26 protein-coding genes and 1 pseudogene are annotated in these 24,289 nt (G+C 50.2%); 12 read left to right on the top strand and 15 right to left on the bottom strand.

Annotated elements, in window-relative coordinates:
• Positions 1–136: 136 nt before the first annotated feature.
• From fumC to IPK01_07595, 11 genes and pseudogenes are all read right to left on the bottom strand, one after another.
• Positions 137–1,543, bottom strand: coding sequence for a class II fumarate hydratase (fumC, locus tag IPK01_07645; protein MBK7933365.1), 1,407 nt, complete (start codon positions 1,541–1,543; stop codon positions 137–139).
• Between the two features lie 101 nt (positions 1,544–1,644).
• Positions 1,645–2,848, bottom strand: a pseudogene (locus IPK01_07640) (aminotransferase class I/II-fold pyridoxal phosphate-dependent enzyme).
• On the bottom strand, positions 2,845–3,462 hold the full coding sequence (locus tag IPK01_07635) for a class I SAM-dependent methyltransferase (protein MBK7933364.1): 618 nt from the start codon (positions 3,460–3,462) through the stop codon (positions 2,845–2,847). Before IPK01_07635 ends, IPK01_07640 begins: the two are co-directional and overlap by 4 nt.
• A gap of 5 nt (positions 3,463–3,467) precedes the next feature.
• Positions 3,468–4,874, bottom strand: coding sequence for a T9SS C-terminal target domain-containing protein (locus tag IPK01_07630; GenBank protein MBK7933363.1), 1,407 nt, complete (start codon positions 4,872–4,874; stop codon positions 3,468–3,470).
• 14 nt (positions 4,875–4,888) lie between these two features.
• Entirely contained in the window at positions 4,889–5,641 is a 753-nt protein-coding gene (locus IPK01_07625) for a ZIP family metal transporter (GenBank protein MBK7933362.1), read from the bottom strand.
• A 17-nt stretch (positions 5,642–5,658) separates the two neighbouring features.
• Complete coding sequence (locus IPK01_07620; protein ID MBK7933361.1) at positions 5,659–6,051, bottom strand: DUF302 domain-containing protein; 393 nt, start codon at positions 6,049–6,051, stop codon at positions 5,659–5,661.
• A 522-nt stretch (positions 6,052–6,573) separates the two neighbouring features.
• Complete coding sequence (locus IPK01_07615; protein MBK7933360.1) at positions 6,574–7,227, bottom strand: peroxiredoxin; 654 nt, start codon at positions 7,225–7,227, stop codon at positions 6,574–6,576.
• Positions 7,228–7,476: 249 nt separating this feature from the next.
• The gene (locus IPK01_07610; protein MBK7933359.1) at positions 7,477–8,361 is read right to left on the bottom strand and encodes a DUF2202 domain-containing protein; all 885 of its coding nucleotides are present in this window, start codon (positions 8,359–8,361) and stop codon (positions 7,477–7,479) included.
• Positions 8,362–8,371: 10 nt separating this feature from the next.
• Entirely contained in the window at positions 8,372–9,751 is a 1,380-nt protein-coding gene (locus IPK01_07605; GenBank protein ID MBK7933358.1) for an MBL fold metallo-hydrolase, read from the bottom strand.
• Between the two features lie 40 nt (positions 9,752–9,791).
• A complete protein-coding gene (locus IPK01_07600; GenBank protein MBK7933357.1) occupies positions 9,792–10,553 on the bottom strand; it encodes a sulfite exporter TauE/SafE family protein in 762 nt (253 codons plus the stop codon).
• 8 nt (positions 10,554–10,561) lie between these two features.
• Complete coding sequence (locus IPK01_07595) at positions 10,562–11,107, bottom strand: rhodanese-like domain-containing protein (protein MBK7933356.1); 546 nt, start codon at positions 11,105–11,107, stop codon at positions 10,562–10,564.
• A gap of 99 nt (positions 11,108–11,206) precedes the next feature.
• Between IPK01_07595 and IPK01_07590 the strand changes: the two genes are divergently transcribed.
• Complete coding sequence (locus IPK01_07590; GenBank protein MBK7933355.1) at positions 11,207–11,518, top strand: winged helix-turn-helix transcriptional regulator; 312 nt, start codon at positions 11,207–11,209, stop codon at positions 11,516–11,518.
• On the opposite strand, the gene IPK01_07585 is transcribed toward IPK01_07590, so the two are convergent.
• The gene (locus tag IPK01_07585; protein MBK7933354.1) at positions 11,515–12,198 is read right to left on the bottom strand and encodes a class I SAM-dependent methyltransferase; all 684 of its coding nucleotides are present in this window, start codon (positions 12,196–12,198) and stop codon (positions 11,515–11,517) included. The two genes, IPK01_07590 and IPK01_07585, sit on opposite strands and share 4 nt — an antisense overlap.
• A gap of 4 nt (positions 12,199–12,202) precedes the next feature.
• Positions 12,203–12,349: a hypothetical protein gene (locus IPK01_07580; GenBank protein ID MBK7933353.1), complete on the bottom strand. Its 147-nt coding sequence runs from the start codon at positions 12,347–12,349 to the stop codon at positions 12,203–12,205.
• Positions 12,350–12,639: 290 nt separating this feature from the next.
• On the opposite strand from IPK01_07580, the gene IPK01_07575 reads away from it, so the two are divergent.
• The 3 genes from IPK01_07575 to IPK01_07565 all read left to right on the top strand — a co-directional run bounded on the left by IPK01_07575 (position 12,640) and on the right by IPK01_07565 (position 15,506).
• Positions 12,640–13,053 (top strand): hypothetical protein, encoded by a 414-nt coding sequence (locus IPK01_07575; GenBank protein ID MBK7933352.1) that lies wholly within the window; start codon positions 12,640–12,642, stop codon positions 13,051–13,053.
• Between the two features lie 190 nt (positions 13,054–13,243).
• Positions 13,244–14,653, top strand: a complete 1,410-nt coding sequence (gene lpdA / locus IPK01_07570; protein ID MBK7933351.1) for a dihydrolipoyl dehydrogenase — start codon at positions 13,244–13,246, stop codon at positions 14,651–14,653.
• Between the two features lie 121 nt (positions 14,654–14,774).
• Complete coding sequence (locus IPK01_07565) at positions 14,775–15,506, top strand: hypothetical protein (protein ID MBK7933350.1); 732 nt, start codon at positions 14,775–14,777, stop codon at positions 15,504–15,506.
• A 10-nt stretch (positions 15,507–15,516) separates the two neighbouring features.
• On the opposite strand, the gene IPK01_07560 is transcribed toward IPK01_07565, so the two are convergent.
• Entirely contained in the window at positions 15,517–16,869 is a 1,353-nt protein-coding gene (locus IPK01_07560; GenBank protein MBK7933349.1) for a Gfo/Idh/MocA family oxidoreductase, read from the bottom strand.
• Positions 16,870–16,985: 116 nt separating this feature from the next.
• Here IPK01_07560 and serA point away from each other — a divergent pair, with 116 nt between their 5' ends.
• The 6 genes from serA to IPK01_07530 all read left to right on the top strand — a co-directional run bounded on the left by serA (position 16,986) and on the right by IPK01_07530 (position 21,204).
• Positions 16,986–18,221 carry a phosphoglycerate dehydrogenase gene (gene serA, locus IPK01_07555; protein MBK7933348.1) on the top strand — a complete coding sequence of 412 codons (1,236 nt, stop codon included), beginning with the start codon at positions 16,986–16,988 and terminating at the stop codon, positions 18,219–18,221.
• A 49-nt stretch (positions 18,222–18,270) separates the two neighbouring features.
• On the top strand, positions 18,271–19,161 hold the full coding sequence (locus IPK01_07550; protein ID MBK7933347.1) for a hypothetical protein: 891 nt from the start codon (positions 18,271–18,273) through the stop codon (positions 19,159–19,161).
• Positions 19,162–19,272: 111 nt separating this feature from the next.
• Positions 19,273–19,530: a hypothetical protein gene (locus IPK01_07545; GenBank protein ID MBK7933346.1), complete on the top strand. Its 258-nt coding sequence runs from the start codon at positions 19,273–19,275 to the stop codon at positions 19,528–19,530.
• A 4-nt stretch (positions 19,531–19,534) separates the two neighbouring features.
• Positions 19,535–20,044, top strand: coding sequence for a YqhA family protein (locus IPK01_07540; protein ID MBK7933345.1), 510 nt, complete (start codon positions 19,535–19,537; stop codon positions 20,042–20,044).
• 7 nt (positions 20,045–20,051) lie between these two features.
• On the top strand, positions 20,052–20,489 hold the full coding sequence (locus IPK01_07535; GenBank protein MBK7933344.1) for a hypothetical protein: 438 nt from the start codon (positions 20,052–20,054) through the stop codon (positions 20,487–20,489).
• Between the two features lie 76 nt (positions 20,490–20,565).
• A complete protein-coding gene (locus IPK01_07530; GenBank protein ID MBK7933343.1) occupies positions 20,566–21,204 on the top strand; it encodes a hypothetical protein in 639 nt (212 codons plus the stop codon).
• 59 nt (positions 21,205–21,263) lie between these two features.
• Here the strand turns inward: IPK01_07530 and IPK01_07525 are convergent, their stop codons facing one another.
• Positions 21,264–23,447 (bottom strand): DPP IV N-terminal domain-containing protein, encoded by a 2,184-nt coding sequence (locus tag IPK01_07525; protein MBK7933342.1) that lies wholly within the window; start codon positions 23,445–23,447, stop codon positions 21,264–21,266.
• Positions 23,448–23,582: 135 nt separating this feature from the next.
• Here IPK01_07525 and IPK01_07520 point away from each other — a divergent pair, with 135 nt between their 5' ends.
• Both IPK01_07520 and IPK01_07515 read left to right on the top strand, forming a co-directional pair.
• Positions 23,583–23,858 carry a DUF4242 domain-containing protein gene (locus tag IPK01_07520; GenBank protein ID MBK7933341.1) on the top strand — a complete coding sequence of 92 codons (276 nt, stop codon included), beginning with the start codon at positions 23,583–23,585 and terminating at the stop codon, positions 23,856–23,858.
• Positions 23,859–23,965: 107 nt separating this feature from the next.
• Positions 23,966–24,271 (top strand): hypothetical protein, encoded by a 306-nt coding sequence (locus tag IPK01_07515; GenBank protein ID MBK7933340.1) that lies wholly within the window; start codon positions 23,966–23,968, stop codon positions 24,269–24,271.
• The last annotated feature ends 18 nt before the right edge of the window (positions 24,272–24,289 follow it).

Raw genomic sequence — 24,289 nt, 5'->3', positions numbered from 1 at the left:
AAACTCACTAACATAATTGGTTCGGGTTGTTCTGAGGTTTTTTAGGATCGATAGCTCCAATCGCAATGATTGCAAGCGATTTACGAATCCTGCTTCAGGCGTCACTCGTTATGTAACCGTTTTCAGTTTGACGTTCTTACGGGTGCGTCATGTCTTCAGCTACTACGAGTTCGTCAAATTTCTCACCCGTCAATAGCTCCAACTGAACCGCAGATTCTCTTAAGGAGATGCCCTTTTTATGTGCATTCTTTGCAATCTTTGACGCGTTGTCGTATCCGATATGCTGATTTAATGCGGTCACTAACATCAACGAGTCTCGCAGGTAATGGTCGATCTGATCGCGATCCAATTCGATTCCCTTGATACAGAAATCGACGAAACCGTAACACGCGTCCTGGATCAACCGCACCGAATGCAGGAAATTGTGGATCATTACGGGCTTAAATACGTTCAGCTCGAAATTCCCTTGCGATCCCGCAAAACCGATAGCGGCATCGTTGCCAAAGACCTGCACGGCGACCATCGTCATCGCCTCAGACTGCGTCGGATTGACCTTCCCGGGCATGATCGAACTTCCAGGTTCATTTTCTGGCAGCGAAAGTTCACCAATGCCGCATCGCGGTCCCGAAGCGAGCCAGCGAATGTCATTAGCGATCTTCATCAGGCTTGCTGCAAGTGTTTTCAATGCTCCAGAGGCGAATACCACTTCGTCATGAGCAGAAAGTGCCGCAAATTTATCGGGATGCGACTTAAAAGGCAGACCGGTTAACTCGGCGATCTTTGCGGCCGCTCTTTCGGCAAATTCGGGATGTGCGTTGAGTCCAGTGCCGACAGCCGTGCCGCCGATCGCAAGATCCATCAGTCCTGGCAGAACCATTCTCATTCGCTCGATATCGCGGTCGACGAGGTTCGCCCAGCCGTTGAATTCCTGTGTGACGGTCACCGGCGTCGCGTCCTGAAGATGCGTTCGGCCGATCTTCACGACACCCTCGAATTCGCGCGCCTTTGCTTTGATCGCATCACTGACAGTCTGCACCCGAGGGATCAGCGCCGTCACACGTTCCGCAGCAGCGATGTACATTGCTGTCGGGAACGTATCGTTGGATGATTGCGATTTGTTGACATCATCGTTCGGGTGAACCGGGGTTTTCGAGCCCATTTCGCCGCCCGCGATCTCGATCGCCCGGTTTGAAATGACCTCATTGGCATTCATGTTCGTCTGCGTACCCGAACCCGTCTGCCAAACACGCAATGGAAAGTGAGCGTCGAGTTTACCATCGATCACCTCATCGGCCGCCCGAACGATCAGATTCATTTTCTCCTCGGGCAGTTTACCAAGATCAAAATTGACGATCGCCGCCGCCTTTTTCAATATCCCGAGAGCTCTGATCACTTCACGCGGCATGATATCGAATCCGATATCGAAATGGTGGAGTGACCGCTGGGTCTGAGCCCCCCAATATGCCGTTGTCGGCACGTTGATATTTCCCATCGAATCGTTTTCGATACGCGTCGTTACTGCTTCTTCTATCACTTCTGACATAATTTATTTGAATTTGCGAAAAGCACAATCTTACATCAGTTTCGCAAACGTAAAAAGAGATCAGGCTGCGAAACCTCAAATACCGCCAGTTGGAACTGTTACTAAATAACGCCTACTTCAGCAAGGCATCGTTTAATGCGTTCGAACGATAGTTGGATGTCGTTATCAAGACCAACTGAGAACCGTACGAGTCCTTCACTCAGACCCATTGCCTCTCGCTCTTCTAACGGTATCTCGGACGACGTGCTGTGGCCCGGACCGCTAAAAAGAGTCTTAAAATAGCCAAGACTGACGGCAAGATAGCCGACCTTTTCCTGCTGCATTAGTGTCATTAGCTGGTTAGCATCTTTCAAAGTGCCGACATCGACCGCCAACATTCCGCCATAGCCGTAACCCGGATTCATAAGCCGCGTGAGCAGCTCGTGCTGAGGATGATCGGGCAACCCCGGATAATAGACACGGAGCCCAAGCTCCCGAAGTTTTTCCGCAAGAAACATCGCATTATCGCTGTGCTGCCGCATCCTCAAGTGAAGCGAATGCAGATTTTTCAGGATACTGGCGGCACGCGTGCTGTCGAGGACCGCTCCAAGCAGCATCGATGCCCCTGAATTGATGTCCGTTAGCTTGTGGATAAATTCGTCACTCGCACATACTGCACCTGCTACGCAATCGCTTGTGCCGTTGATGTATTTTGTTAGGCTGTGAACAACAACATCAGCTCCATGCCGTATTGGAGAAAGGATCATTGGGCTGAACGTGTTGTCAACGACGAGTTGCAGACCGTGCTTCTTGGTAATTGCTGAAAGCGACGGGAAATCTGCGACCTCTAGCAGCGGATTGCTCATCGATTCGCAATATATCACTCGTGTCTTATTATTAATGAGCGAGGTGACAAGTTCGACGTCAGACAGATCGGCAAAATGGACTTTGATACCGAACCGCGGAAGAAAATTCTTGAAAAGAGCATACGTACCGCCATATATCGTCCTGGAGGAAATGATCTCATCCCCGCTGCCGCATATCTGTACGATCGTTGACGAGATCGCCGCCATTCCCGAAGCCTTTGCCTGAGCTGACTCGCTGTCCTCCATGCGCCAGAGCATCCGAGAGAAACTTGTTCGTCGGGTTCCAATGCCGCGAATAAAGAAAGCAGCCTTCGATCTCATGATCGAAAAGCTCTTCCATACGATCGGGGCTCATAAAAGTGAATGTCGAAGAATCCGTTATCGACGGATTTACATCGCCGAATTCGCCGAAAACCAAAAAGTCTTGAATCGCGTTACTGGGATCAAATTTGCCGTTCATACAACCTTCCTGCAATAGCAATAAATAAATTCCTGCGTCGTTCCAAATGGCGTCTGGTGAGTTTCGCCGACACTCCTTATGAGTCGGAATTGTTCACCAAATTCATTATGCATAGTTTCGGGATCATACCGGACAACGTCGAGTCCGCTGCATTTCTGCGGGCCATCAAGCCCAAATGACGCGATAATTATATGTCCGCCGACTTTTAGCGAACGCATGACGAGTTCGACATATTTTCGGCGATCGTCAGCGTCGGTCAAAAAGTGAAACACCGCCCGATCGTGCCATACGTCAAAGTGGTCACTTGGGAGAACCACTTCGGTGACGTCAGCTTCCAACCAATTTACCTTTGTTGCCGTTGTGCCCAAACGTTCCTTACTTTTTGCGATCGCTGTGCCGGAAATATCGAGAACTGAAACATCAGCAAAGCCGGCGGCCAACAAGTCATCCACCAACGTCGAACTCCCGCCGCCTACATCGATGATCGCGGCATCCTTCCCAACGCCTGTATTCAAGATCATTTGCAGCGAGTTGTCCAAATGGTCACGATACCAACTCACCTGATCAGGGGCCTTGGTCGAATATACATTTTCCCAATGTTGTTTTTGGTTCATTTTGTTCACTTTTTCCCCATTTTGGTGTCACTCAATTTGGTTTGACCGGTCCTCGTGAGCCAAACTTTGAAAACGAGATTGCTCGCTTCACTTTCGACTCCGCTATTGCTGAAGAAAATGCTCTTTCGGGTGGAGGAAATACCTCCAACAATATGGCCCAGGAAAACCCGGTCGCCCTTGATCTCATTTATCTTGACTATTTCGTTTTCATATATCGGCAGTTGAGGGTTAACGAAGAACTCCGCACTCGCACCTAAAAATCCAGGCATTTCACTGAGTTTAGTTTCGGTCATCTTACCCGCTTTGTCGCGCGTAATTTTACTAATTACCTTGCTAAAAGGAACATCGTCATTCCTTGTCAAAGTTCCGGCGTTTTCCTCGTATTGGCTGATTCCGCCGAAGAAGATGTTCTCCATCCTTTGTTCCGATGCGTCATAAAAGGCCACCTTGGCGCTGTGATAGTGGCTGAGATATTGAACGAACGCATCGTTGACACGGTGTCCTGTAGGGTAAATATCGACCGTGTTAGTAAATGGAATATTGGCACCAACCTGGAATACTCCGGAAAAGACGGTAAATCCAAAAGAATTGTCGGGAAAGATCTGCGGAAGCATGTTGAAGTCCCGACGGTGCAAATTTGCCTTGTCAGTGGCCGAGACCAGACTATTGATGCTCAATGTTCTTCCATCATCGACGATCCGAAATCTCGTTACCTTATTGGTATACTCTTGCGAAAACCCCGGACCATGATCAGGACCCATCGGGTTGTAGCGGCCGTCAAATTTTTGGCCTCCGACCAAAAAATATGTGTCGCCGATCCGTCCCATTTGTCCACCTGTCACCGCAAATAGCGGATCGGCGATCTGACGAAAACAAGGTGCGGACGTAGTGCCGTTCTGGACCGCCGCGACCACACAATCAACCTTGACCGCTGTCAGTTTGTTGTGAGTTATATGATCGCCGGCAGACTTGCTATAACCGTATCCGCCGATAAGGTAGAGAGTCTTTCCGCGTTGAATGGACTGCATATTCGTCGACTGAAGCTGCTCGTTCAAAGCTGGAGGGAGATCTGCGATCGATGCGGTCCGGCTTTGCTTCGTCTGCGGATCGATCACCACGATATTTGTATTGTTACCGCTCAACGAGAAAGAGGCGAATGGCTGCCGGCGGTGAAGCCCATCGGTTCGACCGCCGATCAACAGCCACTTACCTTCATGTTGGCCAGCAGCATAAGACTGCAATCCCAAAAACCCCTCAATAACGAAAGGCTCCAGAGATAATGAATATCCATTGCCGACGGAATTCGATGTTTCGATCGAGATCTTATTAGCCGCTTGTCCAAAAACCTGGTTAGCGACGACCACAACAAGTATCAACCCAAATAGAAACCTAGTTTTTGCAGAAAAGAACATATTACTTTGATAGTTTATTCCATCACTAACTTCACGCCCAGCATCAAACCCAGTCCAACAATGAATGAAGCGAAATGCTTAACATTAGCTATTAGGCTTTCGTGCTTATTAACTTCTGGAATCAGATCCGACGCTCCAATATAAAGGAAATTGCCGGCGGCAAAGGGAATCAAAAACGAGAGGTCAAATTGAGAGGAAGCAAGATAAACAACCAAGCCTCCCGCTAAAAATGTCAAGGAAGACAGAAAATTGAATATTAATGCCTGTTTCTTTGACCAACCACCGTAAATCAGCACGCCCATATCACCTAATTCTTGAGGGATTTCGTGTGCCGCAGCTGCCAGCCAGGATGCGATCCCCAATCGAATGTCCAATAGAAAAGTCCCACCGATCGCCATCCCGCCAATAAAGTTATGGAGCCCGTCGCCAAGCAATATCAGATATGTCAAAGGTTTTTTACACGTTGTCTCGGCCTTTCTGCAATGATGCCAATGTAGAAATTGTTCGAGGGCGAAAAACAATGAAAATCCGATCATTACCCAAACAAATACGTTGAGGTTGACGCCAGCCTTTTCTAAAGCTGCCGGAATTAGATGAAAGAACGCTCCACCGATGAGTGCTCCAGCCGAAAAAGCGACAAGAAGCAGAAGAAATTTCTCGAGCTTTTCGCCAAACAGAAAAAACGTTCCACTGCCACCGAGTGCGATCGAACTCATTAAGATCCCACTTGTCAGAATCCAAAGGAAAGTCTCAAATCCTTGAAGCATTTGTTACGATCCTCCATTTAGATACTATCGATCGCTCGCCGCAACTTTTCATTGACAGAGTCGGCAAATACTTCAAGTTTTGTATTGCCGGTCACGGCGAGCATTTTCTTTGCATCGACGGCCGCCACGTAGATTTCATCTTCCTTCTGAAATACGATCACGTTGCACGGCAATAGAAGTCCGAGTTCGATCTCTTCCTGAAGAGCTTGGTATGCCAGCGACGGATTGCACGCTCCAAGGATCAAATAGTTGCCGAAGTCAACATCGAGTTTTTCCTTGAATTTCGCCTTTAGATCGATCTCGGTCAATACACCAAACCCTTCCACTTTTAGGGCTTCCCGTGTGCGTTCGACGGCCTCAGAAAAGGAAAGTTTTAACGATCGAACATAGCCATAATTATTCTTTTCCACCCTCTGCTGACTGGTTCCGATCCCCTCGATGAACCAATTTCCAAAATAAGTTACACGCTTCGCAGACGTGTCGTTCAATATCTTTGCGGCGAGACGTTTCTCATCAGAATCCGCGACTTTCACTTCCAATAAATAGTGACCCGCGTGCAACTCCTTTTGATAGTATTCGAGGAAAAGCCGTTCCGTGCTTAGGTTCTGGAGCGATCGGACAAAAGTTCCCCACCAGCCATGTTTCTCGCCGGTAAAATCAATCTGTTTTTCCCTTCAGTACCGCACAGAACCTCGATAGTTTCGTCACCGAAATTAGATTGCCTTAGGGACGAGATCGCTTCCGCAACCCGGTCAGGATCGTCAAACACTCCGAGAACCCAGTGCAACGGATATCGCCAGAACTCAGATTCATCAGTCGGACCGTAAGTCCTACAAAAAACCGCCGATTTTTCCATTTCTAAACCTCACTTTTCATCAGCCCCGTATTCATGTATAAGAATGGCGGCCAGGTTTTCCCGATCCGCCATTATATTAGAGCTCCTTTTTTGAAAAATACCAGTCTGTATATTCAAACCCTTCATCAGCCCGCTTTTCAGCTTCCTCAGTCGTTGTCGGTGGAGGCACGATGACTTTATCGCCGGGCTGCCATCCTTCCGGAGTTGCCACTTTGTTAGCGTCTGAAGTTTGCAACGCATTTACGAGCCTGACAAATTCAGGGATCGAACGTCCATTTGTCATAGGGTAGTAGACCATCGCACGCAAGATACCCTTGTCATCGATGATGAAAGTAGCTCGAACCGCGGATGTGTCCGAAGCACCAGGCTGGATCATGCCGTAAGCATGGGCCACATTCATCGACAGATCCTCGATTACCGGAAACTGAATGTCCACCCCAAATTTCTCCTTGATGTTTCGCACCCACGCAATGTGTGCAAAATTGCTGTCGATCGAAAGCCCCAGAAGTTCAGTGTTCATTTTCTGAAACTCGGGATGAGCTTTGGCAAACGCCATAAATTCGGTTGTGCAAACCGGTGTAAAATCAGCCGGATGGGAAAATAGCACAAGCCATTTTCCTTTATAATCCGAAAGTTTCTTCAAACCGTGAGTGGTTTTCGCCACAAATTCCGGTGCCGGTTCATTAAGTCGCGGCATTCCATTTGTTTTTGTTTCGTTAGTGTTTTCCATAATTCTGGTCTTCGTTAGAAGATTTTTTTACTGTTTGCCGGTATTCTCAAGTCCAGCCTCGATTTCCGACTTAATTACTTCGTCATTCGACTGAGATTCTATTTTCCTACGCCGGGACCCGACGTCACATGCTCCACGCATTCAGGTGTTAAAGCCCAATCGGGGCAATACGACGAGCTGAAGCAAAAGCCAAAACCCCAAAATTCCAACCAATATGAAAAGTTCGTACATCTTATTTTATTTTCACTCCTAGAGAGGTCGTCCTTTTCCTCTTCCACCACCCACGCCACCTTCGCTGCAGCGCGTAAACGCGGGAAGATGATTGTCGCGTGACGCACTTTGGAGCCGGGTGAAGACCTCTTTGATATCCGTTTCTTTCACAAACTGAAAGAATCCATCGTACAACGCAATGTTCTCGTTCTCTGCCTTCACTCCCGCTTTGCAGGCTTCGATCAGATCGTCGGGCACGGTGATCTTAGCCGGATCAAATTCGTTCTTTGGTACCGCAACACCGTATTTGGCAAACAATGGGATCAGAAAGGACTCATGCTTCTTTTCCGCTTCGATTATGTTTACGAAAGGACGTGAGCCCGGAAACTTGTTCAAAATTGCCTGATAAGTCGCCTGTGCCAGACGCTCATCAGCAAGCGCCGAGATCAGAGCATCTTGCGTTTTCTGGTCGAGCTTGCTTGAATTGGCGGTCGGTGAATGAGGGGATAACGTCTCCATCGGCAAACCGGCAGTTTGCCATGCAACCGTTCCACCGGTCACATTTAATACATTATTGAACCCGGCACTCTTCAATATTTCCGCCGCCATCTTCGAACGACTTCCGGTTTGGCAAATTATGTAGACCGGCTCATTCCTTTCAAGCGTATCAAGCTTGGCCGCGAGCGTGTCGAGCGGGATGTTAACCGCACGTGCCGCGTGTCCGCCAGTGTATTCAGCAGGCGTGCGGACATCGATGAACTGTGAATATGCCTTAGAAACCGCCGTCTGGGTTTCCGCTGGCGACACTTCTTTGATGTCCGACGCGACATTAGGTACGCCAGAATCCGTGTTTTTTGTCGGTGCAGCCTGGCAGCCCCCAAGAAGAAAGATCGCTGTGGTAATGAAAAGTAATATGAACCTCATTTTCTTGCTCCTATTTCGTCGTTGCACAGGCCGCCGCCGAAACCTCGGTTTCGAGGCCTTCACTTATCCATGCGGCAGTGCCGCCGATCACATTGTAAATCTCACTGAAGCCGGCATTTTCAAGCACACTAGTTCCCAAACTGGAGCGATAGCCGCTTTGACATATAATGTAGGTCGGCTTTTGAGGATCGAGCTTGCCGATCTCGTTTGGCAACTTGTCTAACGGCAAATTGATCGTTTGACTAGCGTGGCCGTTTGCATACTCCGCTGTCCGTCGGACATCGACAAACTGAATTCCACTGTTTAACAATTCCCGGACCTGACTGACCGGCACCTGTTCAGTTTTCCTTACTTCGCCGGTAAAATCACCCATCAGAATATAACCTGTCGCAGTTTCATGACCGATCCTGGCCAATCGCATGAAAGCCTCGTCGACTTGATCCACAGTGTCAGCGGCGATCGCGATCGGTGTGCCAATTGGGATCATAGTACCTGTCCATGACGCGAATTGACCCTCAAGCCAAATGTTTATGGCGTTTGGGATGTGACCGGCACCGTATCCGGCACTTGGACGAACATCGATCACTACTCCGTCGAAATTCCGGATCTCATCTGTCGATAGTTTTCTCGGAGCCGTTATCTTGTCCAACGCCGCCGAGCCCTCAAGGTTCTTCGCCGCACTTAGCGGAAAATACATCGGCACCTCCGGTTGGTCCGCCGCGACGATCTTTATGAAATCATCCTTGCTCATAGGCTGAAGTGCATAGTTGAACTGCCGCTGGTTGCCAAGCGTTGACCATGTTTCCTTTGAAAGCGATTTGCCGCAAAGGCTTCCGGCACCATGTGCGGGGTAGACCTCAGTTTCGTCCGGAAATCCAAGAATGCTGTTGTGAAGCGAATCATAGAGCATCGATCCCATCTGCTCTGCGGTGAATCCTTTGGAACCAATTAGGTCCGGCCGTCCAACATCACCGATAAAGAGCGTGTCGCCTGTGAACATCTTAAGTGGTTCATCGTGGTCTTCAGTGTTTTCGGCAACTATCGTTATTCCTTCGGGTGTGTGACCGGGCGTTTCGAGAAATCGGAGCTTGATCTTGCCGACATACAGTTCATCGCCGTCCTTCACCTTGAGCGTCGGAAACTGTGTATTTGCACGTTGACCATAGATGATCGCGGCACCGGTTTTCGCCGCGAGTTCGATGTGGCCGCTGACAAAATCGGCGTGCGAATGTGTTTCGATCACGTATTTGATCTTTTGACCGTTGGCATCTGCCTCATCGATATATTGTTGGACATCACGCTGCGGGTCGATGATCGCGGCCTCGCCTTCTGACCCCAAATAATACGACGCGTGCGAAAGACATCCTAAATAAAATTGCTTGAATTGCATGATCTTAGTTCTCCTAATAAGTGTGTGTATTTTACCAATTTCAAAAAATAACCGCGTAGTTTTTCACCACGAGGAACGCTGCGACCCCTAAAACGAGAACCGCAAACATACTCTGCAATCGTTGTGCCGCAATGCGATGGGACAAAATAGTTCCGACCACCGCACCGGCGACAGCCAAAGCCATCACGATGCCCGTCAGTTGCCAATCAAAGGTGCTCTGGCTCATGTGGCCAAAAAGGCCGGCCGCACAGTTCAGAAATATGACGAACAAAGATGTGCCGATCGCCTTTTTCATCGGCAGTCCGCCAAAGAACACCAGAGCCGGTACGATCAAAAATCCGCCGCCGACACCAAGAAATCCCGTCAAAATGCCAACACCCAACCCAGCAAGGATCCCCTGGATAAGATGCGGTTTGTGAAGTGATACGTCGATGGCATGGTTTCGACGCCAGATCATCGAAATGGCGACCACGAGCATCAACAAACCAAATATCAGCAGAAGAGCCTGTGGCGAAACCAATTTCGTTAAAGGCGAACCTAAAAGAGCTCCGATGATACCTGCAACACCAAACAACAGACCCGTCGAGATATCGACGTTGTCCCGCCGCCAATGCATGTACGACCCAAGTATGCTCGTGGCCCCCACTACAGCTAGCGACATGCCTACCGCCTCATGCGGACCGACTCCAAGTAGATAGACGAGAATCGGGACCGTAAGTATCGATCCGCCGCCCCCGATCAGCCCAAGTGACAAGCCGATCACTGCACTTAGGATCAATCCGATGATGAAAAGTATCGACATTGTGATCCCTATTTCGCCGGCTCGCAGCTAACTGGAGCCTTATTCCAAGGCATTTTGGCCAATGCCATTCCCATCGCACACGTATCGGTCGCGGCCGAAAACATCAACCCTGCGCCGACAAGCGCCGAGAACATTAGAAAATACGAGCTGACAAATAGTGAGAGAACTACACCTGCCAAAACAAGCATACCGGCAGTAAACCTCACCTGACGTTCCAGCGACCAGACCTTTGAATCGCCCTTAACGACCGGCAGGTTTGCACCTGCCCATGCGACCATTCCACCCTCGATCACGTGAATATCTGTAAAGCCCTTGCTTGCAAGCTTTTCCGCAGCGTTCTTTGCACGATTTCCGGACCTGCACATTATATAGACGGGTTTTGTATGGTCGATCTCGTCAGCGTGCTTTTCAAAATTGGATAACGGCATCAATTGGGCGTCTGCGATCCGCTCACTGTTGAATTCTGAAAACTCGCGCACATCAATAACCTGACATTCGCCGCCGCCGTCCAAAAGTTCATTGATCTCGTGTACTGATGCTTGTTTAATTGTCATGCTTGTAATTAGTTCTCCTAGGTAATATACTCGATCTGTATATGAGCATATAACTCTATCGTTATATTGTCAAGTATGAAAAAGTATAAACACCAGAAAATGTCTACTGAGGCCGTAAGTGTTGTAGCGGCAAGATTTAAGGTGCTTTCAGAGCCTCTACGCCTGCACATTCTGCAGTTCCTTGAGAATGGCGAGTCGAGTGTGGGTTCAATAACGAATGGCGTAAATTCGACACAGCCGAACGTTAGCAAGCATCTTAAAATGCTGCAGGACGAGGGACTCGTTGCCAAACGACAAGCCGGAAACACGGTCTATTATAGGATCGCTGACGATACCGTCTTCGAATTGTGCGATGTTGTTTGCGGTAGTCTCAAGGCAAAATTCTCCGATCGAAGTGCCATGTTCAGTTAGGCCGAGTCTTTCGCGCGGACATATTCGACAACGAACCGCGGCGGCTCCCCTTCTTCGCCGGGCATGATGACAAAGTCGTTTTGCGTCAGGCCGTTGTACTCAAAGCGGCTGAGGTCGCGGCGGGACATCGGCCAAGGCAATTCATCAGGCTCGACGTCATCTTCGCGGCCTCGGGTCACAACGACAATTCTCCCGCCTTCCTTTACAAACCCGGCAATCGCGTCAACGACCTGCGGCCGCATAATCAACGGCAACGGCTGTATCGTATAGATCTCGAGAACAAAGTCGAAAGCCCCTAACCAGCCGCGAAAAGGCTTGAACAGGTCGCATGTCTCAAACACAATATCGGTGTCTGCGTGAAGTTTCCGAGCCCAATCAACAGCAGTCGGCGAGATATCAAACGCTGTCACCTTGAACCCTATATCGTGAAGATACCGAGCGTCGTCGCCAAGACCGCAGCCGACGACCAAAGCCGTTCGGCCTTCCCCCTTAAGCCCTTTAGCCTCTGCCCACTTTCGAAAATACGCATTCGGCTCGAGGTCCGCCCACGGAATCACCTCATTGTCGCCGGCGGCCTCTTGATAAAGAGCCTCAAACCAACCCATTGAGTCTCCACGTACTGCAAATTGCTCTTGGATCTCTCTCACTCGTGCTCTACGTGCTTCAATATCGGTCTTCATATCGTTAAAATATTGCTGTTTCGATTGGTGCTCCTGCCTCTTGCCATGCCGCCCAACCGACGGCCAGAAACCATATGTTTGAATCGCCGATTCTCTGGATCATATCGGCTGCAAGCGCCGATCGATATCCGACGGCGCAGTACAAGATCAATTCCGCCGATTTATCGTGAAACGTTTGAACGATATCGCGGTCTAAGACGCCCCTCCCACATGTTTGGCACCCTGGGCGAGGGCTGTTTTGAATTCATCATTTTCTCGGACATCGATTTTTCCGGCAACCCGTCACTTCCGGTACTCGGCTTTTCGCAACTTCGACAATTTCCAAAAACTCACTTGAATGGTTCATTGTTTTCCTGTAATATTTTGCAGATTTCCTGTAACAAACCGTTCGTTAGATACAGTTTTGGTAAGAAACTAGATATTACACTTGGAGAGTAGAAAATGAAAAAAGTAACCCTATTTCTGATCGCGATGTTCTGCATCGGCCTAACCGGCTGCAGCAAAGATGCTGAGATCAACGCGTTCATCACCGAATTTGAATCTGTAACTAAAGAACTTACATCGAAGATCGATTCCGATCCGTCTGCCGAAGGTATCGCTGCGGCTCAAAAAGCATTTGACGGCAAAAAAGCCGGCCTCAAAGCTAAATGGGACGCCATTAAAGATGCGGTCGGAATGCAGGTCAGCGCAGACGTGAAGAAAAAGCTCGAAGACAGCGTAACAAGCAATATGAAAACGCTGACGGACGTTGCGACAAAGAACGCTATGAAAATGGCCCAAAGCGACGGAGCTGTCGAGAAGTTTCAGGCGTTGATGAAGGATTATTCGAGCATTTTTGAAATGCCAAAAAAATAGTCGGAGTTCGAAGTTCATTCCTTGCGGCGAATATGATCTATTCGCCGTTTTTTTGTGTTTGCAGTTACCCCGTTGAATGGTGAAACGGATCTTAAGAAATGGTTCGCCTTCTCGGCTAGCAAGAACGGGCTTAAATTCTTATAATCAAGTTTTGCTTTGAACGACGTTTACTTAGTTGAGGGACACTACATTGGCAGAACAATTTGACGTAACAATTATCGGATCGGGCCCCGGCGGCTATGTCGCGGCGGTGCGTGCGGGACAGCTTGGACTAAAAGTTGCAATTATTGAAAAAGAGAAGGACGCTCGGTTGGGTGGCACGTGCGGCCTTCGCGGATGCATTCCGACCAAGGCTTTGCTGAACGCGGCTCATTTGTATGAAAAGGCTTCGCACTTTGAGAACTTCGGCCTGAAAGTCTCGGGTTTGAGTTATGACTGGGCGGGCGTTCAGAAGTACAAATCCGACGTCGTCGCGAAGAACTCGGCCGGCGTTACATACCTGATGAAAAAGAACAAAGCCACGATATTCAACGGCTTTGGCAAGATCGTTGGGAAAGGCAAGGTCGAGGTCGCTATGGCAGACGGCAAGACCCAAACCATCGAGACCAAGAACATCATCATCGCAACAGGCTCAGTCGTGCGGCCGATCCCCGGCTTCGAGACTGACGGCAAGCAGGTCGTTAATTCTGATCACATTCTCGAGCTTAACCACGTGCCAAAGTCGATGGTCGTTATGGGCTCTGGTGCGGTGGGCGTTGAATTTGCGAGTGTTTATCATCGCTTTGGCTGCGACACGACGGTCGTTGAGCTAATGGACCGCATCGTTCCGATCGAGGACGCTGACGTTTCGAAAGAGTTGGCTCGTGCATTCAAAAAGCAAGGCATCAAATGCGAGACGGGCATCAAGCTCGACAAGCTGACAAAAGACAAAAAAGGCGTTAAGGTCTCAGGCAAGAATTCAAAAGGTGCTGATGTGACGTTCGAAGCCGAAATGCTGCTCGTCGCCGTCGGCCGAATGCCGTCGATCGAAGGCATCGGCCTTGAGAACACCAAAGTCGTCGTCAATCCCCGCGGAACGATCAAAGTCAACGAATACTGCGAGACCGACGAACCCAACGTCTTCGCCATCGGCGACGTCATTGATACAGCATGGCTCGCTCACCTCGCCTCAAAAGAAGGTATTCTTGTCGTCGAAAAGATCGCCGGCAAAAAGGTCGAGCCGATCAAACAAAATCTCGTCCCTAACTGCACCTACTGCGACCCCGAAGTCGCCAGCGTCGGCCTGACTGAGGAGAAAGCCAAAGCCGCCGGATACGACGTAAAGGTTGGCAAGTTCCCATTCTCGGCATCAGGTAAGGCCCGCATCCTCGGCGAGACCGACGGTTTCGTCAAGATCGTCTCTGAGAAAAAATACGACGAGGTTCTCGGCGTCCACATCATCGGCCCGCACGCGACCGAGCTCTTAGCCGAAGCCTGCGTCGGCATGGCCCTAGAAACCACCGCCGATGAACTAGGCCGCATCATCCACGCTCACCCAACCGTCTCCGAAGCAGTAATGGAAGCCGCAGAGGGCGTGCACGATCTGACGATCCATATGTAGAGCTTTCGACTATCCGCAAATCGTAATTGAAACGAGAGGCTACCGGCCTCTCGTTTTTTTTGTTATACTTCTGCTGACCAAACACAATTTAGTACGTTCGGATCTACGGGTAGACGCGGCCATGAATCAGTACAAGAATCTTCATAGGTGGATGATCATCCCTCTGGTCGTCATGCAGCTAGGGATATTTATGGACTATTGGGGCGACTTCTCTGAGAATGCGTGGTCGGTGCATGTCCATTATTGGACCGGGACCGTGTGGTATCTCTTTCTAATCCTTCAGCCCTACTTCGCGACGCACGGCCAGATCGTCAGGCATAGGACGCTTGGGATCATCGGGATGTTTGTGGCGGGCGGCGTTTGTATGACAGCGCTGAGCATGTTGTACCGCGATCTCGTGAATGCGGACAATGCTCGTTTGCAGCCTGAACGGTTTGGCCCTTTTGAGCCTTCGTTCTTTTACGGCGTCGCCGTAGTCGAGATCGTTATGATGACGGCATTTGGATATGCGGTCATCAAGAGTATAATCCATCGCAAAGAGATCGAGAATCATTCATGGTGGCTGATCTCGACGGTCTTTTTGATAATGACGCCGGCGCTCGGCCGCGGCCTAACAAACGTATGGATCGGGATAAATTTTGCCGACTGGCCGAACATCGACATAACAGCGCCGGGCTATGTCACGCAGGCTCTGATAATCGGTATGGTCGTGGTGGCAGCATGGAAGTTCGGCACGCTAAGGCACCCGGCAACATATCTCGCAATTGGTGTCAATCTTTTCGTCCTTCTTAGCGGACCGCTCGGCCGCTCGGCGACCGTAGAAGCATTCTTGAAGGCCGTTATCAAAGGCTAGCGTTGGGTATTTACGGAATCGAAGTCCTCGCCCCCGTCCATTTCCCTCTCGTAAAATCAGGAAACTTGATCGGCATTGAGCCTTTGGCGACGGATATTTCGCTGAGGGGGCCGGGGGCGCTCCAGGCGGCGGCGTCATAGACGTCCATGTCGGGGACGAGACCTTCGCGGAAGCATTGGACGAGTCGCCAGCACATCAGGTAATCCATCCCGCCGTGGCCGCCGAGCTTTCGGGCTTGCCCGCCGACCACGCGCCAGAGGTTGTGTTCGTACTTTTCCTTGTAGGCGTCAATCGTTTGCCAGCGGTGGTCTGCTTTGTCTTTTTCGACGTAAACTCGGGACGGATAGTCTCGGAAGATGCCTTTCGTTCCCTGGATCAGGTTGATGCGGTCGTACGGACGCGGAGTCGTGACATTGTGCTGCACCATGATCGAACGGCCTTTTGCAGTTTTGATCAGATTGGTGTTGTAGTCACCGGCCTTGTATACCTCCTTGTGTCGCGAATCGTTGGCATCGAGCTTTTCTTTTCGATAATCCTGTAGGCCGAGGCTACCGGAACTCATCGCGACCATATAGTCGAATTTGTCGCCGCGATTGATGTCCATGTAATTCGCGACCGGGCCGAGGCCGTGCGTGGGATATAGATTGCTGTCGCGAAGCATATGATGAGCCCGTCGCCACAAGCCTTCGTCCTTTGTTTCGAATAAAATTGCCCGCAGGTCGTGATTATACGCGGCTTCGCCGTGTACCAACTCGCCAAAAACACCGGCACGCACCATGTTCAGGATCAGCAACTCGTCGTAATCGTAGCAGCAGTTCTCCATCATCATCATGTGCTTGCGAGTGCGTTCTGATGTGTCGACGAGTTCCCAAAGCTCTTTCAACGTATATGCCGCAGGAACTTCTGAGCAGACGTGTTTCCCCGCCTTCATCGCGTCGAGCGACTGCGACACGTGCCATTCCCACGGCGTTGCGACATAGACTACGTCTATGTCGTCGCGCTTGAGCAGTTCCCGATAGCCTCGATCACCATTTACATAAACGGTCGGCGAAGGCTGCCCTGCCTTTTCGACGATCGCCTTCGCCTTGTCGGTCTTTTCCGGCAGGACATCGCACACCGCAGTAACACGGACATTCGGAATATTGACGAATTCGCTGAGGATGCTCTGCCCACGCAAGCCGGTGCCGATCATGCCCACGCGGACCGTTTCGCGGCGTTCAAATGGCACACCGATCATCGTTTTCCCGGACGGTGCAGGCCCTTCAAGCAATTTGCTAAGAATATTTTCGTCCGAGACGGCCGCATCGGTCTCAATTCCAAAAAGGCTGAGGCCAAATCCAGCCAATGCAGTATTCCGCAACATCTCGCGGCGTGTCTGTTTGTTTTCGCTCATGTTGGTATTTGTGATCGTGGAACGACTTAATATTACACGCTCAATTGTTTCCTCTCAAGCCGTTTTGCCGTTACAATTGATGCTTTATGAAAGTCAGTTCCACTTCGTATCCGCGTAACAAGATCAAGATCCTTTTGCTCGAGAATATTTCTGACTCGGCGGTGGCTGAGATGAATGCTAGCGGTTATTTGGAGATCGAGAGGTTGAACGGCGCTTTGAGCGAGGCTCAGTTGATCGCGGCAGTGAAGGCTGTACATTTGATCGGAATCCGTTCGAAAACGCACATCAATGCGAAGGTCATTGCTGCGGCCGACAAATTGGTAGCGATCGGGTGTTTTTGTATCGGCGTCAATCAGGTCGATCTCAAGGCAGCGACAGAAAAGGGAGTGGCCGTTTTTAACGCCCCTCATGCAAATACGCGCAGCGTGGCGGAACTTGTGATCGGGCTGTGCGTGATGCTGATCCGCAAAATATCGGACAAGAACGCTGCGGCACATCGCGGTGAATGGCTCAAGGAATCGAAAGGCAGTTTTGAGCTACGCGGCAAGACTCTTGGGATCATCGGTTACGGCAATATCGGTTCACAGGTGTCAAATCTGGCAGAGGCAATGGGCCTGCATGTTATCTATTACGACATCGCGACGAAATTGCCGCTCGGCAACGCAAAACCAACTCGCGAACTCACCGAATTGTTGAAGCATTCGAACATCGTCACACTCCACGTTCCCTCGGACGAAACAACGCGAAACATGATCAACGCCGAGACGCTCAAATCGATGCGAAAAGGCAGCATTTTGATCAATCACAGCCGTGGCGACGTAGTCGATCTTGACGCTCTGAAAGATGCTCTCGAGTCCGGCAAACTCGCCGGTGCGGCCGTCGATGTCTTCCCGGAGGAACCCGAGAAAAGCGGCGACGCTTTTTACTCAGTCCTGCAAAATCTGCCGAATGTTATTCTCACGCCGCACGTCGGCGGTTCGACCGAAGAGGCACAGGCAAATATCGGCCTCGACGTGACGGCAAAGCTGATCAAATATCTCGAGTTCGGCGATTCGCAGGGCTCGCATACCGTTCCGCCGATGAGTCTTTCGCCGCAGGCCGGAACGCACCGCATACTGCATATTCACCGAAACATCCCGGGCATCCTTGGTCAGATCAACTCGCGTTTGTCGAAAAACAAGATCAACATCACCGGCCAGGTCCTAAGAACAAACGATCAGATCGGCTACGTGATCCTCGACATCGAATCAAAACTGTCGAAAGACGCCTTTGAAATACTCAAGAGCATTAAAGGCACGATACGGGCACGGATGGTGTACTGACCTTTTTCAGGAAAAAGTATTAATACTCAATAATTATCGGAGAGTTTATATGCAACTGGTAAAGTTCGTCGTTTTTGTTGGTATCTTTGCGACGATTACGAATGCTCAGTGGGTCAAGCAAACCGTCAACACGACCGCGAGTTTTCGCGGGCTTTCGGTCGTAAATGAAAAGGTCATTTGGGCCAGCGGCACCGGCGGAACGGTCATCCGCACGATCGACGGCGGCAAAAAGTGGGATGTGATCCAAGTGCCCGACGCTGCCAAACTAGATTTCCGCGATATCGAGGCGTTCGATGCAGAAACCGCATACATCCTCAGCATCGGCAACGGCGAATCGTCACGCATATACAAAACCACCGACGGCGGAACGACCTGGAAATTGGAATTCAAAAACACCAATGAAAAAGCCTTTTTTGATGCGATAGCTTGTTGGGACAATTTCAGTTGCCTGGCAATGTCCGACCCTGTCGACGGCAAGTACCTATTTATCCGAAACTACGGAGGCAGTAAATGGGAGGCGATTGAAAGCGACGGCTCCACCGCGGAAAAAGATCAAGCAGCGTTCGCCGCCAGCGGCAGCTGTCTTATAACAACGGGAACGCATCATCCGGCTATTGCCGTAACAGGAGGAACGAAGTCTGAAGTACTAACTACCAATGACAATGGCCGTTCATGGAATCGTTCGGCGACGCCGCTAATCAGTGGAACGTCAGGCAGTGGCATCTTTTCCATCGCTATGATAGGCAAAAACAATGGTGTCATCGTCGGCGGCAATTACGAGAAACCTAACGAAGCGAAAGACAATTTGGCGTTCACGACCGACGGAGGGAAAGACTTGGAGACTCGGGACGGGCCTATCGGGCTATCGCTCGGCTGTGGCATACATAGACAAGAATACGCTTATCGCCGTCGGCACAAACGGCACAGACTTATCGCGTGACGGCGGAAAGAGTTGGAAAGTCGTTGGCAAGGAAGACCTCAACGCCGTCGGCACAAGAGGAAAGAAAGCTGTCTGGGCCGTCGGGCCAAAAGGCGGAGTTTACAAAATGAAATGACGTGGGCCTGGTACGACATTCTCGGCACGGTCGGCGTCGCGACGATCGTCGTAACGTATGTCCTGCTCCAACTCGGACGAATACGAAGCGATCAGCTCTCTTATTCGCTGCTCAATGCGGCCGGGGCGTCGTTGATATTGGTGTCGCTCTATTTCAGCTTTAACTTCCCTGCGTTTGTAGTAGAATTTTTTTGGTTGTTGATCAGTTTGTTTGGTATCGGGAAATACCTCTTAAGATCCAAGGTTCACGGTTAAGACAATGAAATGGTTAATTGAGAGGTCGCGATATTTGGCGTTGGTTGCGGTGCTTGGTCTTCAGATCGGCGCCGTCGCGGCGATGTATGTGGGTGCCGAGAAGATCGTCAAGGTCCTTCAGGTGGCGTTCTTGCATGCCGAGACCAACTCGCCGACGCTCTATGTCTTATTCGAAAGTCTAGACAGCTTTCTGGTCGCGATCGCTCTCATCGTCATCTCGGTCAGCATGTACGAGCTATTTGTCGGTGATCTGTCTGTACCGGACTGGATGACCGTTAAAAATCTAAACGAGCTGAAAGCGAAATTCGGCGTGGTGCTGATCCCTGTAATGGCAGTCAAATTCGTCCAGAAACTGCTCCAGTCAGAATCAGCCCTTGATACTCTCTATTACGGAATTGCGGTCGCACTGGTCTCTGCGGCATTGACCTTTCTGACGATCGTGAGCGAAAAGGAAAAAGAGGCCGAATTCGAACGTCACGGTGACGAAAATGAGACCAGGGCCGCAGATCTTTAATAACTCGATGCAATATAGCTTCACCAGTGTTCCATTTAAGACCGATAGCGGGATGTCACAGATCAATGGTGTGGCAAAATTCTCGTCCGCAGGGGTCGTGCTTGAGTTTGAGTCGAAGCTGTTTGGGCTGATCTCGAACGGCGTCAAAGAGGCCCGACTCGCGACGGATGAGATACTCGACGTCAAATTCAAAAAAGGCGTTCTAAAACGCGGCGCTAAGGTCGAGATCCGCGTCAAGTCGCTTGCTAAACTCAACGAATTGCCCTACAAAGACGGCAAACTAACGCTCAAAATACAATCCGAAGATTTCGAACGTGCCCGCGACGCCGTCGCGAAATTAGAAAAAGACATGGCTGACGAAGCTGCGTCGCTTCCGCCTTATCACACATCTGTCAGTTCGCTCTTTGACGGAAGCGAGGACGAGACGAAAAAATTAGACGAATAACCGCACGCCGATGTTCATTTTCCTGAGCATATTGTTCTCTAAATCAGAACCATTGTCATCTGGAGAGGGCATGGTGATGTTAGCGATGATTATGGTACTGATCATCGCGGGCACCTTAATTGGCGGCTATATTTTTGTACGCGTGCTGGCCGGAATAGTCAATAAGCGGCGTGACAGTTGGGAACTTGCCGCCCGCGAATTAGGCATGTCGATCGACCATCCTTCCGGAGGCTTAAACAAGGACATGATCGGCACTCGTGACGGCCGGTCCGTCAGAATTACTCGCTACTCCGTGCCGAAAGGAAAATCCTCGGCGTACCATTTTGCGGCGATTGAAGTTTCGATGCAGTTGCCGATAGCGATCTCCTTTGAGATCAAACGCCCCGAGATGTTCTATCAACACGTCGCGAGCTATTTTTCTGAAGACACGACCATCGGCCACGAGCCTTTCGACAAGGCATTTACCATTGAAACGTCGGACACGCCGTCGCTGATGGAACTCCTAAACGTCGAAATGCTGGACGGCGAAAATTCCAACCTCATCGGCGACCTCATGACTGCCCGAAAAAAATATCATCGCGTCAACGCAACAGACAGCGTGATCTCTCTAAGCAGCCTCATGTCCGACCTTACAGACGCAAGTCCGATCGAACCGACACTGCAAAAGGCGATCAATATTGCAGAAAGATTTGAAAAGGCTGTGGGGAAGATCTAAAAGGACCAGCGAGAATGTGCCATGGCCGAATGACACACTCCCCACCGGTTGGGTTTCTGCTATTGAGCCATTCTCGGATCCGGTTTAGGAATGATCTTGTATTCCTTTGGCGGCTCGACACCGAGCAGATTCTTTACAAAATAGTCCCAACGCCTACGCATCATGTAATAGCTGTCTCCGCCGTAGCCATGACGGGCGTTTGGCAGGATCAGAAGGTCAAAATCCTTGTTTGCTTTGATCAGTGCATCAACGACGAGATAGGTATTATACGGCGGGACGTTGTCGTCCATGCCTCCGTGGGCGAGCAGGAGCTTGCCTTTCAGGTTCTTGGCAAAATTCTGCGTCGCTTGGTCCTCATAGTTCGATTTCCAGTTGGCGTCGTATTTCATCAAACCGATGTAGCGTTCGCCCCAGTCGTCTTCATAGTTGCGGTTGTCATGATTGCCCGACTCGGAAATGCCAACCTTATAAAAATCAGGAAAACGAAACATCGCCGCCGCCGTCGCATAGCCGCCGCCCGAGTGCCCCCAAACGCCAACGCGCGTCAGGTCCATATACGGATTTTTCGCCGCTAGTTCCTTCAATCCGGCGATCTGATCGTTTAGCGTGTTCTCAACCATATTGGCGTAACAGGCGTCGTGGAACGATTTCGAACGGTCAGGATTGCAGCTTCCGTCGATGACAACTACGACGAATCCTAGTTCCGCGAGGGCCTGATGGTCGCTCCGCGAAGCATTAAACGAACGCGGCCCGACTCCACCGCCTTGCGGGCCCGGGTAAATATAGTTGATCACTGGATATTTCTTCTTCGGATCGAGGTTTGTTGGCGTGAACATCACGCCGTATAGATCCCATTTTCCATCCGCTGATCTCACGGTGACAGGCTTGGCCGGCTTCCAACCCGTTGTGGCGAGGCGAGAGATTTCGGCCTTTTCGAGATTCGCGATCAGTTTTCCGGTCATATCCCGCAAAACCGCGACGTTTGGAACGTCCACCTTCGAAAAATTATCAACAAAATACTTGCCATCCGGCGATATGGTCACCTGATGATTGCCGTCCTCTGGGGTCAACAATGCGAGGCCAGTGCCGTCAAAATTGATACGATAAAAATGTGTGAAATAAGGATCGCGGCCTGGTTCGCGGCCGTTTGCCTCGAAATAGAGTACGCGAGCAGCCTCATCCATCTTCAGCAATCGAGTGACCACAAAGTTTCCCTTTGTGATCTGGTTCTTGAGCTTTCCGGTCGTCAGATCGTAAAGGTATAGATGCCCCCAATCGTCGCGTTCCGAATACCAGATCACTTCTTTGGTCGCCGGCAGAAACTTCCAGTTAACGGCACCCTGGCCTGATTCGTATTGCGTCGCGACCACTTCTTCCATTACCTCGCGAACCTGGCCGGTAGCGGCATCAGCTATACGTAATTTTGCCGCCTTGTGGTCTCTCGAGGTCGACACAAATGCCAGCGTCTTTGCATCAGCACTCCATTCGTTATCATCAAAGCTGCCGGCACACGAGATATCGTCGCACAGCGTGCTGCGGCGGTCGTCCGGAGCGGCCTTCAGACGGATCATCTTTGCCGTGTCGACCTCGATGATCACTCGGTGGATCTTGATGATCTCGGTGTCTTGAGGGAGAGGATATTTCCAGGCTTCTAGTTTTGGGGCACCTACGTTGGTTGTCACCAAGTACATGTCGCTGACGTGACGCTGGTCCTGCTGGAATGTAGCGATCTTTCTAGAATCAGGTGACCATAGCAGAATTGCCCTGTCGCTATGCGTCCAGCCGGCATTGTCAGTGGCGTAGCCAAAATCCTTAATGCCGTCGGTCGTCAATTGCGTTTCCTTTTTCGATTCAATGTCGCGGACCCATAGATTCCAGTCCTTGATGAAGACCTCTTTCTTCCCGTCCGGCGATCTGACCGCATTGCCCCCGGCAAAACGTCCGCCCCCGCCGGCCGGAGCAGTCACACCGATGTCTGCCATTGTCGCACCGGCCTTTCGTGTTCCGTCAACCGGATTAATCAGTACATATTCGCTGCCGGTTGCCGTCAATACTCGATACCAAAAACGCCCGTCCGGCAAAAATGTTGGACGAGCTCCTGCACGATCTACAAAGGGAGCCGTGGCAAAACCAAGCATTTTCTCAGCACGAGCGTAGTCAGCGGCGGTTATTGGAGGCTGCTGGGCAAATGCTGAAATTGAATACGAAATGACGACAATGGCGACAACACAAAACTTTTTCATTTAGATCTCTACCTGACGATTTGGATTTGTTCTTGAAATCACTTCCCATTTTATATTAACTGTCAGTGTTATTACATTCATGATCAGTTTGTTTGTTATTATTTGAGAATAATTTTTCTAAATAAGAGGTGATCTATGCCCAAATATTTGATCGAACGAGAAATTCCAGGCGTCGGCGGTTCAACAACTGAGGCTCTGCGGGCCGTCTCTCAAACATCCTGCAGTGTGCTAAGTGAACTGGGACCGAGTATCCACCGGATCGAGAGCTACGTCACTGACGACAAGATCTATTGTGTGTATATCGCACCGAATGAAGAAATGATCCGCGAACATGCTACCCGTGGCGGATTTCCGGCAAACCGTATTTCTAAGATCCGAACCATCATTGACCCGACAACCGCCGAAGCCTAGTGTCCGATCAAAATAAAAATTTAGGCAGGCTAATTTCCATTCATGGCATTCAGCCGGCATATCTACAGCGTGGGGTTTTTGTCGTGATACTCTCGTTCCTGTTTTTTATGGGTACAATGATCGTCTTCTATTTAAGACAGGGGTTTGTCTACTTTTTCCTCTCGACCGCATTTTTGATCATCTATCTTGTGACAATGTTTAGCTGGGTCGTACAAAGACGAAATATCGTCAAAATATACGAAAACGGTCTTGAATATCGTAAATATTCCTGCCTCTGGAGTGAGATCGAATCGATCGGAGCCGGCGAAAAAAACACAGTTGAGGTTCGCACAAAAGCTGCCGGCCGATTTGCGATACCCGCCACGATCGCGGGACTCGACAAGGTCGTAATAGCGATAAAAAATAAGATCTGACACTGCCGCCCCGTAAAC

This window comes from Acidobacteriota bacterium (genome assembly GCA_016713675.1).
GTDB lineage: Bacteria > Acidobacteriota > Blastocatellia > Pyrinomonadales > Pyrinomonadaceae > OLB17.
The sequence above is the reverse complement of the archived record's forward strand: the minus strand, read 5'-3'. Positions and strand labels throughout refer to the sequence as shown.

What these genes read in the sequence shown, in the direction of transcription:
- IPK01_07515 (MBK7933340.1), top strand. Translation starts at nt 23,966, where the DNA reads ATGGGTACAATGATCGTCTTCTATTTAAGACAGGGGTTTGTCTACTTT.
- fumC (MBK7933365.1), bottom strand. Translation starts at nt 1,543, where the DNA reads ATGTCAGAAGTGATAGAAGAAGCAGTAACGACGCGTATCGAAAACGAT.
- IPK01_07545 (MBK7933346.1), top strand. Translation starts at nt 19,273, where the DNA reads ATGACGTGGGCCTGGTACGACATTCTCGGCACGGTCGGCGTCGCGACG.
- IPK01_07630 (MBK7933363.1), bottom strand. Translation starts at nt 4,874, where the DNA reads ATGTTCTTTTCTGCAAAAACTAGGTTTCTATTTGGGTTGATACTTGTT.
- IPK01_07565 (MBK7933350.1), top strand. Translation starts at nt 14,775, where the DNA reads ATGAATCAGTACAAGAATCTTCATAGGTGGATGATCATCCCTCTGGTC.
- IPK01_07540 (MBK7933345.1), top strand. Translation starts at nt 19,535, where the DNA reads ATGAAATGGTTAATTGAGAGGTCGCGATATTTGGCGTTGGTTGCGGTG.
- serA (MBK7933348.1), top strand. Translation starts at nt 16,986, where the DNA reads ATGAAAGTCAGTTCCACTTCGTATCCGCGTAACAAGATCAAGATCCTT.
- IPK01_07635 (MBK7933364.1), bottom strand. Translation starts at nt 3,462, where the DNA reads ATGAACCAAAAACAACATTGGGAAAATGTATATTCGACCAAGGCCCCT.
- IPK01_07535 (MBK7933344.1), top strand. Translation starts at nt 20,052, where the DNA reads ATGCAATATAGCTTCACCAGTGTTCCATTTAAGACCGATAGCGGGATG.
- IPK01_07600 (MBK7933357.1), bottom strand. Translation starts at nt 10,553, where the DNA reads ATGTCGATACTTTTCATCATCGGATTGATCCTAAGTGCAGTGATCGGC.
- IPK01_07610 (MBK7933359.1), bottom strand. Translation starts at nt 8,361, where the DNA reads ATGAGGTTCATATTACTTTTCATTACCACAGCGATCTTTCTTCTTGGG.
- IPK01_07575 (MBK7933352.1), top strand. Translation starts at nt 12,640, where the DNA reads ATGAAAAAAGTAACCCTATTTCTGATCGCGATGTTCTGCATCGGCCTA.
- IPK01_07585 (MBK7933354.1), bottom strand. Translation starts at nt 12,198, where the DNA reads ATGAAGACCGATATTGAAGCACGTAGAGCACGAGTGAGAGAGATCCAA.
- IPK01_07625 (MBK7933362.1), bottom strand. Translation starts at nt 5,641, where the DNA reads ATGCTTCAAGGATTTGAGACTTTCCTTTGGATTCTGACAAGTGGGATC.
- IPK01_07595 (MBK7933356.1), bottom strand. Translation starts at nt 11,107, where the DNA reads ATGACAATTAAACAAGCATCAGTACACGAGATCAATGAACTTTTGGAC.
- IPK01_07550 (MBK7933347.1), top strand. Translation starts at nt 18,271, where the DNA reads ATGCAACTGGTAAAGTTCGTCGTTTTTGTTGGTATCTTTGCGACGATT.
- IPK01_07520 (MBK7933341.1), top strand. Translation starts at nt 23,583, where the DNA reads ATGCCCAAATATTTGATCGAACGAGAAATTCCAGGCGTCGGCGGTTCA.
- IPK01_07590 (MBK7933355.1), top strand. Translation starts at nt 11,207, where the DNA reads ATGTCTACTGAGGCCGTAAGTGTTGTAGCGGCAAGATTTAAGGTGCTT.
- IPK01_07605 (MBK7933358.1), bottom strand. Translation starts at nt 9,751, where the DNA reads ATGCAATTCAAGCAATTTTATTTAGGATGTCTTTCGCACGCGTCGTAT.
- IPK01_07560 (MBK7933349.1), bottom strand. Translation starts at nt 16,869, where the DNA reads ATGTTGCGGAATACTGCATTGGCTGGATTTGGCCTCAGCCTTTTTGGA.
- IPK01_07615 (MBK7933360.1), bottom strand. Translation starts at nt 7,227, where the DNA reads ATGGAAAACACTAACGAAACAAAAACAAATGGAATGCCGCGACTTAAT.
- IPK01_07525 (MBK7933342.1), bottom strand. Translation starts at nt 23,447, where the DNA reads ATGAAAAAGTTTTGTGTTGTCGCCATTGTCGTCATTTCGTATTCAATT.
- IPK01_07530 (MBK7933343.1), top strand. Translation starts at nt 20,566, where the DNA reads ATGTTAGCGATGATTATGGTACTGATCATCGCGGGCACCTTAATTGGC.